Raw genomic sequence first — 15,197 nt, 5'->3', positions numbered from 1 at the left:
TCCCGGCACTAGCCCAGGAGCCCGGGCACGATCAGCAGGGCTGTCGGTACGGCCAGCAAGAGGATTGAGGCCGCGAGGACCAGGATCCGCAGGCCCTTGGTGAGCGGAGGCTGCGGCGAGAGAAGGCGGCTGACGCGGGACGCCGTCGTACGTGGTGAGTCGGCGCCGCCGGTAGCGCTGACTGCATTGCCCTCCACCACCGCGCCTCCTGTGGTGAAGGCGTGGGTTCCAACGGTCGGCTGGGACGAACCGCTGGCGACAATGGCGATCGCCTTGATGAGTGTCCCTTTGCTTTCCGTTTGGAGGGCCACGTCATCGGCCAGCATCTCGATCAGGGAGTTCACAGCGGTCTGGGCCAGCCGGGTGGTGGGAAACCATGGCAACGCCTGCCGCCAGGCGGCGAAGGCCCATAGCAGGAGATCGTGGCGTTGGGACAGGTGGGCATTCTCGTGAATGAGCACGGCCCGGAGTTCGGCGGGTTCAAGGGCTGCCATGAGGCCATCGGAGAGCACGGTCACTGAGCGCGCACCGCCGGGAAGGCAATATGCCACCGGCGAGTCGTGGTTAATCACCACGGTTCCAGGGCCGTTGGCGGATGGTGATGCCAACAGGGCCAGTAGTTCGCGGTGCCGGCGCCGCTGGCGTTCAATCTTGTAGTAGGTCAGCAGGAGGGTGAAGACCAGGTGCGCGGTCAGAAGGGCAGCCGCCGACAGGGCGAAGAGATGCCAGAATCCCAGCGCTGTGGTGGGTTCGTTGTAGAAGACCATTCCTGCCAGGCTCCGGAGGCCGGCGAGGAGGTTGTCGCCCACGGGTTCCAGGCCATAAACAAGCATGGCGCCAATCATGGAAAGCCCACCGGCCAGGGCGATCGCCTGCCACAGCACCATGGCTGTGAAGGGGGAGCGTGCAGGCCACTGTGCTCGCGACAGCAGAACGGGCACGGGCCATGCCAGGATCAATGCCAGGACCGCAAGCAGGTATGAGGTCCAGAACATAGTGGCTAATTGTAGCCGAGCAGTTTGCGCAGTGTTGCGGCTTCGCTTTCAGTGACGGAGCCAATGAATCGGGCGAGGACGGCTTCCCGGTCCGGAGCGGAGCCAAGGACTTCGTGCATGAGCTCGGCGGTGTGGTCTGCGCGGCTGGAAACGGCCTGGTAGCGGTGCGGGCGGGTCCCGCGCTCACGCTCCACGAGGCCCTTCTTTTCCAGCCGGGAAAGGACAGTAAGAACCGTGGTTACGGCCAGGTCCTTGCCCTGGTGCCCTGCCGAGCCATCGCCGGCTTCGGAATCCTGCGCGAGGAGATCGCGCAGGGTGTTGGCAGTTGCAGCCTCCTGGCCTGCCCAGAGCAGATCCATGACTGCCCGTTCCAGTTCCCCAAGACTTGCCATCAATACGTCCCTACCTTCCGCATCCCAACAACAGCACTTCTGCTGCCCGGTGCGACGATCCAACATTCATTCACTAATTTACCGCTTTTCAACTCTCCATTCTACGTCAAGTAGAACTGTCGGCGCGTCGCAGGCTGCAGGAAGGCCTTGCGCATGCGTAACGCCACTTGAAGAATGGGTTGGGTCGACCGCCATTTGTTCTACACTGTGTAGAAGATACGTTTTCTACGCAACGTAGAAGTATCGTCACTGCACTTCGGTCCACCGCACAAAGGACAGCCATGGACGCTTTGGAAATCGCACGCTGGCAATTCGGCATCACTACCGTCTACCACTTCATGATGGTGCCGCTCACTATTGGCCTCGGCCTGGTGGTAGCCATCATCCAGACCCTTTGGTACCGCACGGGTAAGGCCGAGTACCTGCGCATGACCAAGTTCTGGGGGAAGCTGTTCCTCATCAACTTCATCATGGGCGTGGCAACCGGCATCGTGCAGGAATTCCAGTTCGGGATGGCGTGGAGTGAGTACAGCCGGTTCGTGGGCGATGTCTTTGGCGCGCCACTGGCGCTCGAGGCGTTGCTCGCCTTCTTCGTGGAGTCCACGTTCCTGGGACTGTGGATCTTCGGCTGGAAACAGCTCAAGCGTGGCGTGCACCTGGCCTGCCTATGGATCGCAGTGATCGGATCGGTCTTTTCCGCCTACTTCATCATCGTGGCGAACTCCTGGATGCAGCACCCTGTTGGTGTGGAGATGGTGGATGGCCGACCCGTCATGACAGATGCGTGGGCAGTCTTTACCAACAACACAGCATTGGTCGCAGTGCCGCACACCTTGTTCGGCGCACTGGCCGTTGCGGGTGCCTTCCTGCTGGGAATCGCCTGGTACCACCTGTGGCGCAGGCGTCACGACGGAATAGACGTTGTGGGTGCCGACGGCAAGCTGATTCCGGGCGAGGCTGCAATTCCAGGCCGCGACAAGGCCGATTACACGGTATGGATGAGGTCGCTGAGGATCGGTGCCGTAGTGGCCATGATTTCCTTCGCGGGGACCGCGATTACCGGCGACCTCCAAGGCAAGCTGATGTTTGAACAGCAGCCCATGAAGATGGCCGCCGCGGAAGCCGCCTGCCACGATGGCACTGGGTTCTCGGTGCTCAGCGTGGGCAACCTCGGTGCTTCGAACTGTGACGACATTGTGGCCGTCATCGAAGTCCCGGGCATCCTGTCCTTCCTGGCCAAGGGCGATTTCACCACCGAGGTCAAGGGCGTCAATAGCCTGCTCGGTGAATACAAGGAAAAGTACGGCACCCACCTGCCTGACAACCCGCTGTACGGCGAGCGCGCCGGCCAGGAGATCCAGTATGTTCCCGTGATGGAAGTGACCTACTGGGGCTTCCGCATGATGATCGGCTTTGGTGGCATCGCAGCCCTCGCGGCCCTGCTGGCCCTGTGGGTCACCCGCAAGGGTGTGGTGCCCCAGTCGAGGTGGCTCATGCGCCTGGCGGTCTTCGGGATTCTTGCTCCCTTCGGTGCCAATGCGGCCGGGTGGATCTTCACGGAGATGGGACGCCAGCCGTTCGTGGTGGCCCCGAATCCTGACATGAACGGCATCGACCAGGTCTTCATGTTTACAGCAGCAGCTGTCTCGCCGGGGGTCAGTGCGGGAGAGCTCATGACCTCGCTGGTGGTCCTCACCGCCATCTACGCCGTGCTTCTGGTGGTTGAAGTGAAGCTGCTGGTCAAGTACATCCGCGGCGGAGTGGCGTCGGCGATGCCTGAACTTGCGCATGCCAAGGACTCTGACCAGCACGACAAGAGCGACGACGGCCCGGACAAGTCCGGCGACGACGTCCTGGCATTCGCCTACTAGAAGCCAAGGGAAACTGACAATGGAACTGTTGCCAACTATCTGGTTCGTGGCCATCGCCGTTCTGTGGACCGGCTATCTCTTCCTGGAGGGCTTTGACCTCGGCGTCGGCATGCTTATGAAGCTGTTCGCCCGCAACAACACCGACCGCCGTGTTCTGTTGAACACGATTGGTCCGGTATGGGACGGGAATGAAGTGTGGCTGCTCACTGCGGCCGGTGCTACTTTCGCCGCATTCCCCCTCTGGTATGCATCCTTGTTTTCGGCTTTGTACCTGCCGCTGCTGTGTGTTCTCGCGGCCCTGATTTTCCGCGCGGTCGCCTTCGAGTACCGGGGCAAGGTTGACTCCGCGCGGTGGCGCAACCGCTGGGACTGGGCCATCGCCGTCGGCTCCTTCGTTGCCGCCTTCGGTATCGGCGCCGCCCTGGCGCTGACAACAACGGGCCTGCCGTTGAACGATAACGGTGACCGTGTGGGCGGTCCCATGTCCTGGTTCAGCGGGTACGCGCTCCTGGGCGGATTCGGCGTTGTGGCGTTCGCCCTGGTTCATGCCCTCGCCTTCCTGGCACTGAAGACCGACGGCGATGTCCGGCATCGGGCGCGCCGTTGGTTTGTGCGGCTGGTCCCGGTTGCCGTGCTGCCGATGTTCGGCTGGATGCTGGCGGTGCAGTTCCTGAGCGGGAAGCCGTTGACCTGGGCCTTGGTGGCAGCCGCGGTGGTAGCCGTGGTCTTGGCCTGGCAGTTGGCCCGGGCAGGATCCGAAGGCCGGGCATTTGGCGCCCTCGGCGCTTTCATTGTCTGCGCCACGGCCTCGATCTTCGGTGCGGCGTTCCCGGTGGTCATTCCTTCCACGATCGATCCCGCCTTCAACCTGACCATCTCCAACGCCTCGTCCTCGGACTACACGTTGGGCCTGATGAGTATCGTTGCCGCCGTGGGGCTGCCGCTGGTCATTGCCTACCAATCCTGGACGTACTGGGTATTCCGGCGTCGCGTCAGTGCAGCGCACATCCCCGAGGCGCACGGGTTCCTGCCTGCGATCGCCGCGAAAGTCCTGGTGTCCAAGGAACCGGGTCCGGCCGGTACCCAGTCCGGCAAGCCAACCCACCCGGGAGCCTGAACGCCGATGAAACCAGTGTTCCCTTCCGGCCCGGTTACCCGATCCGCCCTCTACACGATCGGGCTGCTGTCCGCCCTCAAGGCCCTGTCCCTGGTGCTGATGGCGCAGGCCGTGGCGGTGATGCTGGCAGGCCTGGCGTCCGGGTCCGGGGATTGGAACAGCGGACTCATCTGGGGCGCCGTGGGAGCTGTCCTGCGCTCGCTGACGGTGTGGGGGCAGGGCATTGCCTCCCGCCGGGCCGCCTTGGGCGTCAAAGAGGAGCTGCGCGCCAGCCTGCTGCGGCGATCACTGGGTGACGGCGCCGCCTCGCCGGTGGAGGGAATGAACGACGGCGGCCTGGCGATCCTCACGACGCGCGGACTGGACGCCCTGGACGACTACTACACGCAATACCTGCCGGCGCTGGTGAACTGCGCAACGGTGCCCCTGTTGATCGGCGCCCGTATCCTGTTCGCCGACTGGGTCAGCGCATTGGTGATCGTCCTGACCGTGCCCCTGGTTCCGCTGTTCATGGTGCTGATTGGCCGGCACACCGAGGACAGTGTCCGCGACGCGCAGACCACCTTGCGGAAACTGTCCGGGCACATTCTTGAACTCGCCAAAGGCCTGCCGGTCCTGGTGGGCCTGGGCCGCGCCAGTGAGCAACGCGCAGCCTTGGAGGATATCTCCGAGCAATACCGCAGCCGCACCATGGGAACTCTCCGCACGGCCTTCCTTTCGGCACTTGCCCTGGAACTCATAGCCACGATCTCCGTAGCCGTTGTGGCCGTGTTCATCGGTGTCAGGCTTGTGGCCGGGGACATGGCACTCGAAGCAGGCTTGTTGGCATTGATTCTTGCCCCCGACTGCTACCTGCCGCTCCGGGAACTGGGTACGGCCCACCACGCCAGCGACGATGGCCGAGCCGCGCTCGAAACCACCCATGCCGTGCTGGAAGCACCCGCGCACCAGCGACTGCAGGAAACTCCCGCCCTTCCCGGGCCGGAAGACACCGTGGTGACTGACCTTTCGGTGACGTACAGCGGCAGGTCAGCGGCCGCCGTCGGACCCCTCAGCTTTACCGCGAAACAGGGCAGGATCACCGCCCTGGACGGGGACAGCGGGGCAGGGAAGAGCACAGTCCTGGGCGTCCTGGCCGGGCTGATCGGTCCGGGGACGGGCACCGCAGTCACTGGACACATCAGGGGAGCAGGACAAGGGAGCGTGGCATGGGTGCCGCAGCATCCTGTCATGGCAGCGGAAACCGTCCAGCAGGAGGTCGAGCTTTACCTGGAGGGATACACCGGCAACAGTGACGCAGCTGTGGCACGTGTCCTGAAACGGACCGCGGCGGACCATCTCGCCGACAAACACCCCGCTGAGCTGAGCCCCGGCGAACTGCGCCGTGTAGCCCTCGCCCGCGGGCTCGCGCGCGTGGAAGCCGGAGCCACCGTGCTGCTGCTCGACGAACCCACCGCACACCTGGACCACTACTCTGCCAGCGTCGTGCGAAACGCCATGGAATCACTCCGCGGTTCGGTCACGGTGATCCTGGTGGCCCACGACGCCGCCACCCGGGCGCTCGCCGACCACGTGGTGTCCGTGGGGCGCAAGCACCCCTTGCCGGCACCACGGGCGGGGGAGGGCCCCGTGCGCCCCGCCGTCGTTGGGAACCATGAGGAATCCATGCGTGGAACCGTCGCGGGTACTTCCGCACGGCCGGACGGCATCAATCCGGCCATGTACCGGACCGGAAGCCTGCGACGCCTGCTGGGGGTCCTGAAGCCCGTCCGCTGGAAGTTCGCCGCCGCGGGTGCCGTAGCAGTCCTTGCCGCGTTGTTCGCCGTAGCCCTTTCCGGGTTGTCAGGATGGTTGATCATCAGGGCCAGCGAACAGCCGCCCATCCTCTACCTGCTCGGCGCAATAGTGGGTGTACGGTTCTTCGGAATTGGCAGGGCAGTCCTGCGGTACTGCGAACGCCTGCTGACCCACGACGCCGTTTTCGCTGCCATGACCCGCCTCCGGGGCGCACTGTGGGCAACACTGAGCCGGAGGGCGCTGTCCCTTCGCCGGCTCCTTCAGGGCGGCAACGTCCTGGGGTCGGTGGTGGACGACGTCGACACCCTCCGCGACCTCCTGCCCCGCGTTGCACTGCCTCCGGTCACCGCAGTGGGAGTAAGCGGAGCAGCCATCATCGCCACTGCCCTGGTCATGCCCGCAGCAGTTCCCGCCGTGGTGCTGGCGTCTGTCATCGGCCTGGCAATTGCTCCGTTCCTCGCCGTCCTGGCCGACAGGAACGCCGCAACATCAGAACAGCAGATGCGCTCCGTGGTACTGAAGGGAGTCGCTGCGGCATTGGACGCACGGGCAGACCTCGCTGCCAACGGAGTGGGTGAGCCCGTCCTTCGGGAGCTCCGCAACAAGGACCGCGCAGCCACCGTCTCCGCCCAGCGTTCGGCATGGGCCGAGGGGCTCGGGCAAGCTGTGATCGTCCTGGCCTGCTCGCTGGCAGCCCTGTGGGCGGGTGTCCTCAGCGCCCCCTCTGTCGCCGACGGCTCCGCAGCACCCGAACTCGTAGCCGTGATTGTGCTGATGTTGCTGGCGCTGGTTGAACCCTTCGGGGGCATCGTCTCCTCGGTGCGTCAAGCCCCCGCGCTCGCAGCCGTCCTGGGCCGCGTTGCCGCGTCCGGAGCCCTGGACGCCGCATCCGGGACCGCTCCGGAAGACCCCGACGGCGGCCCGCGGCCGCTGCCTGAACGCGACGGCAAAGCGGGACTCGAATTGAGGGACGCGGCCGCAGCATGGCCCGGGGGTCCGGACGTGTTCGCTGGCCTCACGGTGGAAGCCGGACCCGGCCGTTGGCTCTCGGTGACAGGGCCCTCCGGGGCAGGAAAATCCACCCTCCTGTCGGTGCTGCTGGGCTTCCTGCCATTGACGCAGGGAACGGCGAAAATGACGGGGACGGCGGCCTGGTGCCCGCAGGAGGCGCACCTTTTCGATTCCACCATCCGTGGGAACCTCCTGCTGAGCCGGCCCGCGGCGGCGAAACCGGCTGAGGCGGACATGCATAAGGCGCTGGCCGACGTCGGACTGGACGTTTTGGTGGAGACCCTGCCCGGCGGGCTCGACGCGCGGATAGGACCCGAAGGGTCCTTCCTCAGCGGCGGCGAACGGCAGCGGCTCGCGATGGCAAGGACTTTGCTCACCGGGGCCTCCATTTTGCTTCTGGACGAGCCAACGGCGCATCTGGATGCCGGCGCAGCCCGCGAAATGATGGCGATCCTCCGGGCAGGACTCAAGGACGTCACCGTGGTCCTTGTCACCCACAATCCCGAGGATATCGATCCCTCGGACGCACGCCTGGAGCTGGGCTCGTCGGTAGCTGCCGTGGGTCCTGCCGTGGGCCCCGGCGCGGGCGCGGCGGAGCTGGTGGGAAGGACTACCCCTCAGTAGCCTGTTGGCATGCCTTTCGAAGCAGCACGCCAAGCCATGCCCGACGCCGCCATGACAGGCCTCCACTGGAGGCCTGCCTCCATGGAGGACCTGGACAATTGGGCCGGGCTGATCGCCAGGACGGCCGCCGTCGAACATCCTGCCTGGTACGAAAAGCAAGGGGACCTGATCCATGTCCTCGAGTCCAGCAGGAATCCTCCGCAGGCCAGTACGCTCCTGGGCTTCGACGCCGACGGCGTGGCACGGGCTTACGGGCGCATCACCAAGAACCCGGAGGGCGACAAAGCCACGGGAATGGCGTGCGTTGACCCGGCCTGGCAGCAGCGCGGCATAGGCTCCACCATCCTGCTGTGGCAGGAAGCGCAAGTGCGCCAGCGCTTCGACGAGGACCAGGAAGCGGGACACACGACGGCGCCGCCAAGGCTTCGCATCCGCACTGAAGAGCAACACGAACACCAAGCCGCCCTGCTGATGGGGCACGGATACGGAGCGGTGCGCTGGTTCAACGAGATGCACCGGACGTTGGCAACTGAACTGCCCCATGCTCCCCTGGGAAGCGGGCTCGAACTGCGGACGCTCGAACCGCCCCTGTTCGAATCGGTGCGGCAGGCCCACAACGATGCTTTCCGTGACCATTGGGGGAGCGAACCCAGGGACAAGGAAGCATGGCGGTTCACTATCGAAGAACCCACCGCCAGGCATGATCTGAGCACCGTCGTGCTGGACCAGGCCACGGGAGACGTTGTGGGTTACCAACTGGCCAGCCACGACCCCGAGGCGGCACGTAGCAGCGGTTTCAAGGAGGGCTACACCGAACTCCTGGGCGTTCGACGAGCCTACCGGGGCAGGGGAATCGCCCAGGCCCTGCTGGCAGACGCCATGCGGCGATACTCGCTGGCCGGTATGGATGTGGCCTCCCTTGACGTTGACTCGGCCAACCCGACCGGCGCCTTGGAGCTCTACCTGGGTATGGGCTATGAGCCGGTCAACCGCAGCATGACGTGGGAGAAGATGCTCTAGCCGTCCACGTCGTGCAGGTGGTGGACGACGTCATGCAGGAAGTATTGGGAGAATGTGAGTACGGTGAAGGCCGAGCCGTTGCTGCGCGTCCCGGTCCGCCCCCACTCTTCTTCACTGACCCGGGCGAAGGACTCAGCGATGGTGGCGCCCTCGGTTTCCAGTTCGTCAGCGACGGTCCGGGGATCCGCCGAGCCGTACTCGCCGTCGATGGCCGCCTGGTCCTGGTTCCAATTGGCGAACTGTGCGTCGTCCTCGGTCAGCATCAGGTTCAACCGCTGGTCAAACAGGCTAAAAACATCGCGCACATGGCACGCATATTCCAAAGTGGACCAGGTGTGGTCGTTGGGACGTACCGCAACGTCCTCGCGGCGCAGAACAGCCCGCCACCTCGGCAGCATGTTCAGGACGGTGCCCGGCACTGTCGACGGGGTCACCGTAGCGGGATCGAAACCGCACTCATTGCAGGGCTCTGAGAGCACCCAGGTCCAGTCTTTTTCATCAGGGATGATCGGCATGTCGCCAGTCTAAGCTGAACCGCGCGGACGTCCCGGCCAAAGCCAAAAAACGGTGTCGGTTTCCAATTACTTCCCATCACGGCCAGGAGTAAAGTTCGTTCCGGGAGGAGAGCCGGAAAGAGAGAATCATGCTCAAAGATCAGCAAGTGGCTGCCGTTTTACCGGCGCAGGATCTGAAGCGGGCCCGCGGGTTCTACAGTGAGAAACTCGGACTCGAGCCAGACAATCCGGACGCGGATGACAACCTCCAGTACAGGTGCGGTGATGGCACCGGTTTCCTTCTGTACGAGACACCGAACGCGGGGACCGCAAAGAATACCCAGATGGGTTGGATGGTCGATGACGTCGCAGCCACCGTCGAGGAGCTGCGCGGGAAGGGAGTGGCCTTCGAAGACTACGACTTCCCTGGCCTCAAGACGGAAAACGGCATCGCCACCATGCCCGACGGAAGCGCCGCCGCGTGGTTCCTGGACACCGAGGGGAACATACTGAGCCTGAACCAAATGGGTGGAAACGGTTAGCTTGGCAGATAAATGAGGGCCGGCGGTTAGTCACCGCCGGCCCTTGTTTATGCCTCTGTGTTGCCCTCTTCCGGCCAAGCCATGCTCGGACCGATTGCTTCCACAGGCTGTGACAACGGAACTCCCGAACCGTCCCTTCGCCCATGCTCGTGGGGCAGTGCCCTGGCCACACCGGCAGCGGAGGACGCCTTGGCCGGGCCATGGCCAGCCCAGGCCAGCAGCAGCATGTCTTCGCCCTTGAGGAAGCGGTGCACACGGACGCCGCCCGTCGCGCGGCCCTTCGCGGGATACTCTTCGAACGCCGTCACCTTGGCGGTTCCCGGTGCCGTTCCGGGAAGGGCGCCAGTAGTGCCGGCAATGGTCACCACGACGGCGGCAGGATCGTTGGCGCGCACAGTACCGAAGTGGATGACCTGGTCGCCCGGTGCGAGCTTGATACCTGCCATGCCCCCTGCCGTCCTTCCCTGCGGGCGGACGTTGGAGGCACTGAACCGCAGCAATTGGGCTTGCCTGGTCACGAAGACGAGATCGACGTCGTCCTCCTGCGCAGGCTCCACGGCAAGTACCGAGTCTTTTTCCTTCAGCGCGATGATTTCCCAATCCTCGCGGTTAAGCGGGTAATCGGGCTGTACGCGCTTGACGACGCCCTGGACCGTTCCGATCGCAAGGACGGAGTCCAAGGGCACAAACGCAACCAAGGCCTCGCCCTTGGTCAAGGTGATGAAGTCCTTGGCCGGCACGCCTCCCGCCAGGTTGGGCAGGCCAGAGACGGGTGGCAGAACGGGCATGTCCATCACCTGCAGCCGGAGCATCCGGCCTTGGGACGTTACGGCACCGATTTCGCCGCGGGCTGTGGTCTTCACGACCGAACGGAAGACATCGTGCTTCGCCCGCGGTCCGGCCTCCGCCAACGTTTCCTGGTTGGAGGTCCTGGCGATCTGCCCGGAGACACCGAGCAAAGCCCAGCAGGGGTCATCCGGGATCTCGAGTGGAAGTGCCGCCGCCTTGCCTTTGGGCCCCGGTGCCGCGGCCGCGAGGGCGGCGGCCACGGTGGGCGACACAGCCTCGGATTCAAGGAGCACGGTGCGCCGGGGAGTTCCGTACTTCTCGGCGATGACCCCGAGCTCGCCGGACACGAGGTCCCTGAGCAGCTCGTCGGAGGCGAGGATGGCCTCGAGTGCTTCGATTTCGCGGCGCAGCTCGTCCTGTTCCTTCTCCAGTTCCAGCCGCGAGTACTTGGTCAGCTGCCGCAGGCGCAGTTCCAGGATGTAGTTCGCCTGGATTTCGGTGAGGTCGTAGATGGACATCAGCCGCTCGCGCGCAGCCGAGGCCTCGTCGGAGGAACGGATGATCTGGATGACCTCGTCGATGTCCATGATCGCGATCAACAGGCCCTCCACCAGGTGGAGGCGGTCCTTCTTCTTGCCCAGGCGGAACGAGGTCCGGCGGCGCACCACGTTCAGGCGGTGCTCAACGTACACCTGGAGCAACTGCAGCAGGCCCAGTGTCTGTGGCTGGCCGTCCACCAGGGTCACGTTGTTGATGCCAAAGGAATCTTCCATCGGCGAATAGCGGTACAGCTGCTGGAGGACGGCGTTGGGGTTAAAACCGTTCTTCAGTTCGATGACCAGGCGGAGGCCGTGGTTGCGGTCCGTGAGGTCCACCACATCGCTGATGCCCGTCAACTTCTTGGCGTTGACCGCGTCCTTGATCTTCTCGATGACCTTTTCCGGGCCCACCATGTAGGGGAGCTCAGTGACCACAAGCCCGGTGCGGCGGGCGGAGAGCTGCTCCACCTCCACCTTGGCGCGGGTCTTGAAGGAGCCGCGGCCCGTTGCGTAGGCGTCACGGATTCCGTCCAGGCCCACGATCCGGCCGCCAGTGGGGAGGTCAGGTCCGGGGACGAAACGCATGATGTCCTCGAGCGTGGCATCGGGATTGGCAATCAGGTGACGCGCAGCGGCGATGACCTCCACCAGGTTGTGGGGAGCCATGTTGGTGGCCATACCCACAGCGATACCTGTGGTGCCGTTGACAAGAAGGTTGGGGAACGCGGCCGGGAGGACGTCCGGCTGCGTCAACTGGTTGTCGTAGTTGGGGACGAAGTCCACCACGTCTTCGTCGAGGTGGTCGGTCATGGTCAGGGCAGCAGCCGCGAGCCGGGCCTCCGTGTAACGCGGGGCGGCTGGACCGTCGTCGAGCGAGCCGAAGTTGCCGTGACCGTCGATCAGCGGCAGGCGCAGCGAAAAGTCCTGGGCCATGCGCACCATGGCGTCGTAGATCGCGGCGTCGCCGTGCGGGTGGAGCTTACCCATGACTTCGCCCACCACGCGTGCGCTCTTGACGTGCCCGCGGTCAGGGCGCAAACCCATGTCCGCCATCATGTACAGGATGCGCCGTTGAACAGGCTTCAATCCGTCGCGTGCGTCAGGTAGGGCGCGCGAATAAATCACCGAGTAGGCATACTCCAGGAAGGAGCCTTCCATCTCGGAAGTGACGTCGATATCGACGATGTTCTCGGTGAAATCGCCGAGGGGCTCGCCTTTGCGTGCGGGAGTTTGGCTGCGGGCCATGTGGGTGGTGGATCCTTGAAAGTCGTACTGCGGATGTTTTAGCTAGGCTAAGCCTATGGTGGATCAGCCCGGCGTCGGCATTTATCCGGAATATTGGGAGGCCGATGTCGTCCTGCGCGACGGCGGCACGGCGCATCTGCGGCCGATACGCCCCGAGGACGCCGATGCCCTGCAGGCATTCCACGCCGGCCAGTCCCAGGCGTCCATCTACATGAGGTTCTTTTCCTTCAAGCCTAGGCTCTCCGGCAAGGAAGTGCGGCGGTTCACCGAAGTGGACCACATCAACCGGGTGGCATTCGTGATCACCATCGGTGGCGAGATTATGGGCATTGGCCGCTACGACCGGCTGGACGATCCATTGGAAGCGGAAGTCGCCTTCAACATTTCCGACGCACACCAAGGCCGGGGCATTGGCTCGATCCTCCTGGAGCACCTGGCCGTAGCCGCCCGTGAAAACGGCATCCGCCGCTTCACCGCCGAGGTCCTCCCGGACAACCGGAAAATGCTGATGGTGTTCGCGGACGCAGGCTATGACCTCAAAAGGCAATTCGACGACGGCGTGGTCAGCGTTGAATTCAACATCGACCCCACGGAGAAATCCCGTGCCGTCATGGAGGCCCGTGAGCACCGCGCCGAGGCGCGCAGCGTGCGCGACCTTTTGTCGCCGTCGTCGGTTGCTGTTATTGGTGCCAGCCGCAAGTGGGGGACGGTGGGCTACCAGCTGCTCGAACACATCATCGAAGGGGGCTTCACGGGGCCGGTGTACGCCGTTAACCCGGAAGCGCTGGAACTGGCCGGCATGATGTCCTATGCCAAGTTGTCCGAGATCCCCGACCCGGTGCAGCTGGCCATCATCGCCGTTCCCTACGACGAGGTGCCCAAGGTGGTGGACGACTGCGCCGCAGCGGGCGTGAAGGGCATTGTGGTGGCAACGGCCGGCTTTGCCGACGATGGCGAACGAGGGCTGCTCCGCCAGCACGAGTTGGTCCGGCGCGCCCGGGCCAATGGCATGCGCGTCATCGGTCCGGAGTCCCTGGGGATCCTGAACACCCACCCGTCCGTGTCGGTGAACGCTTCCATGGCCCCCACCATGCCGCCCAGGGGCAGCCTGGGCTTGTTCAGCCAATCGGCAGCGGTCGGAGTGGCGGTTTACGCGGCAGCCAGCCGCCGTCGGCTCGGGTTGTCCTCCTTCCTCTCCGCCGGCAACCGCGCGGACGTTTCAGGCAACGACGCCATGCAGTATTGGGAAGACGACGCCGATACCTCCGCTGTGGGCCTCTACCTGGAATCGATCGGCAACCCCAGAAAGTTCTCCCGTCTGGCACGGCGCCTGTCCCGCAGCAAACCGGTCATCGTGGCCAAGTCCGACGTCACCGGGCTCAGCCTGCCGCCGGGCCACGAGGTCCGGACCACGCAGGCACCGGGAGCGGCGGTGGACGCCATGATGCGGCAGGCGGGCGTCATTCGTGTCGAGACCATCGAGCAGCTCATGGACATCGCCCAGATCGTGTCCACGCAGGCGCTGCCCAAAGGGCCGGGACTTGCTGTGTATTCGAATTCCGTGGCGCTCGGCAAAGTGGTCGCCGACACCGCGGTTCCGCTCGGATTGGACGTCAACCGCCTGGTGACCGACGTCGATCTTGACGCCGGCATGTCGTTGGCGTTGCCGGCCCTGCGGGCCAGCCTCCAGGAGAGCTTGGCGGACGAGTCCGTCCACGCAGTGGTTGCAGCCCTCCTCCCGGCCCGTGGCCTCACAGTGGAGGCCTTGGCGGGAGTACTGGCCGAATGCAGCGCCGAGGCGGGCAAGCCGGTGGTGGCGGCCTTCACGGGGATCCTGGATTTTTCGGTTCATGTGGAGGGCATGGTGGGTTTGTCGGGGAAACCGGCGCTGCCGTGCTTCTCCAACGCCGGCGCCGCCGTCGCTGCCTTGGCGGCTATCGTCCGGTACGCGCAATGGCGTGACCGTGACCAGGGGCTTTTCGTCGAACCTGTTGGCTGCGACGTGGATGGCACGCGCGAGACCCTCGCAGCGATGCTCGCCGGAGTGACCGGCGAGAAACTGCGGAAGCTCGACGCCGGTGCTGCCGCCGCGTTGCTGGGCGGCTACGGCATCGAGGTGGTCCCCACCTTCGGTTTCGGTACGCCGGACGAGGCTGTGGCCGCAGCGGAAAAGGCCGGATGGCCTGTGGTCCTGAAGACCACGGATCCAGCCCTGCGGCATCGGCTGGACCTGGGCGGCGTCCGGCTTGACATCCAGGACCCTGAATCGCTGCGGCAAAACATTGCCCAGATGCGTCGCGCGCTCGAACCCTACGGTTCACCGGCGCTGGAAGTGCAGGCCATGGCACCGGTGGGGCAGGCGTGCACTTTCCGTGCCATGGAAGACCCCCTGCTCGGCCCGGTGCTCTCCTTTGGGCTTGCCGGTGATGCCGTGAACCTGCTTGACGATTGGGCACACAGGGTCCCACCTCTTTCCGCGGCGGACCTGCATGACGTGATCCGTTCACCACGCGCGTCCCGGAAACTCTTCGGTTACCAGGGGCTGCCGGCAGTGGACGTTGAAGCGTTGGAGGACGTTGCCGCCCGCCTGGCCAAGCTCAAGGACGACCACCCGGGCATTGCGCTCGTTGAGTTCAATCCGGTGCTGGCCGGGCCGTCAGGGGCCACGATCCTGGCTGCCGATGTCTGGATAGGCAACGCGGCCCAGCGCACGGACAGTGCCCGGCGGGCCATGCGGGGTTAGCTACAGGGACGGCCATCG

10 protein-coding genes are annotated in these 15,197 nt (G+C 64.7%); 6 read left to right on the top strand and 4 right to left on the bottom strand.

Annotated features, from left to right (window positions below; all coding sequences use genetic code 11):
* Window positions 1–8: 8 nt before the first annotated feature.
* Window positions 9–995 (bottom strand): M56 family metallopeptidase, encoded by a 987-nt coding sequence (locus ABHM97_RS15550; protein ID WP_349471397.1) that lies wholly within the window; start codon window positions 993–995, stop codon window positions 9–11.
* 5 nt (window positions 996–1,000) lie between these two features.
* The gene (locus tag ABHM97_RS15545; RefSeq protein ID WP_211714067.1) at window positions 1,001–1,387 is read right to left on the bottom strand and encodes a BlaI/MecI/CopY family transcriptional regulator; all 387 of its coding nucleotides are present in this window, start codon (window positions 1,385–1,387) and stop codon (window positions 1,001–1,003) included.
* A 281-nt stretch (window positions 1,388–1,668) separates the two neighbouring features.
* On the opposite strand from ABHM97_RS15545, the gene ABHM97_RS15540 reads away from it, so the two are divergent.
* The 4 genes from ABHM97_RS15540 to ABHM97_RS15525 are packed head-to-tail and all read left to right on the top strand — an operon-like array spanning window position 1,669 to window position 8,827.
* Window positions 1,669–3,258, top strand: coding sequence for a cytochrome ubiquinol oxidase subunit I (locus tag ABHM97_RS15540; protein ID WP_349471396.1), 1,590 nt, complete (start codon window positions 1,669–1,671; stop codon window positions 3,256–3,258).
* Between the two features lie 19 nt (window positions 3,259–3,277).
* The gene (gene cydB / locus ABHM97_RS15535) at window positions 3,278–4,375 is read left to right on the top strand and encodes a cytochrome d ubiquinol oxidase subunit II (protein WP_349471395.1); all 1,098 of its coding nucleotides are present in this window, start codon (window positions 3,278–3,280) and stop codon (window positions 4,373–4,375) included.
* A gap of 6 nt (window positions 4,376–4,381) precedes the next feature.
* Complete coding sequence (gene cydD / locus ABHM97_RS15530) at window positions 4,382–7,807, top strand: thiol reductant ABC exporter subunit CydD (RefSeq protein ID WP_349471394.1); 3,426 nt, start codon at window positions 4,382–4,384, stop codon at window positions 7,805–7,807.
* A gap of 9 nt (window positions 7,808–7,816) precedes the next feature.
* Window positions 7,817–8,827, top strand: a complete 1,011-nt coding sequence (locus tag ABHM97_RS15525; RefSeq protein WP_349471393.1) for a GNAT family N-acetyltransferase — start codon at window positions 7,817–7,819, stop codon at window positions 8,825–8,827.
* Here the strand turns inward: ABHM97_RS15525 and ABHM97_RS15520 are convergent.
* Complete coding sequence (locus ABHM97_RS15520) at window positions 8,824–9,342, bottom strand: DinB family protein (protein ID WP_349471392.1); 519 nt, start codon at window positions 9,340–9,342, stop codon at window positions 8,824–8,826. The genes ABHM97_RS15525 and ABHM97_RS15520 overlap by 4 nt on opposite strands.
* A gap of 128 nt (window positions 9,343–9,470) precedes the next feature.
* On the opposite strand from ABHM97_RS15520, the gene ABHM97_RS15515 reads away from it, so the two are divergent.
* Window positions 9,471–9,863: a VOC family protein gene (locus ABHM97_RS15515; protein ID WP_235520486.1), complete on the top strand. Its 393-nt coding sequence runs from the start codon at window positions 9,471–9,473 to the stop codon at window positions 9,861–9,863.
* 47 nt (window positions 9,864–9,910) lie between these two features.
* Here ABHM97_RS15515 and ABHM97_RS15510 read toward each other — a convergent pair whose 3' ends face one another.
* Window positions 9,911–12,436, bottom strand: a complete 2,526-nt coding sequence (locus ABHM97_RS15510; RefSeq protein WP_349471391.1) for a DNA gyrase/topoisomerase IV subunit A — start codon at window positions 12,434–12,436, stop codon at window positions 9,911–9,913.
* A 55-nt stretch (window positions 12,437–12,491) separates the two neighbouring features.
* Between ABHM97_RS15510 and ABHM97_RS15505 the strand changes: the two genes are divergently transcribed.
* Window positions 12,492–15,179 carry a bifunctional acetate--CoA ligase family protein/GNAT family N-acetyltransferase gene (locus ABHM97_RS15505; RefSeq protein WP_349471390.1) on the top strand — a complete coding sequence of 896 codons (2,688 nt, stop codon included), beginning with the start codon at window positions 12,492–12,494 and terminating at the stop codon, window positions 15,177–15,179.
* The last annotated feature ends 18 nt before the right edge of the window (window positions 15,180–15,197 follow it).

The organism is Paenarthrobacter sp. CAP02, from assembly GCF_040137855.1.
Taxonomy (GTDB): domain Bacteria; phylum Actinomycetota; class Actinomycetes; order Actinomycetales; family Micrococcaceae; genus Arthrobacter.
The sequence above is the reverse complement of the archived record's forward strand: the minus strand, read 5'-3'. Positions and strand labels throughout refer to the sequence as shown.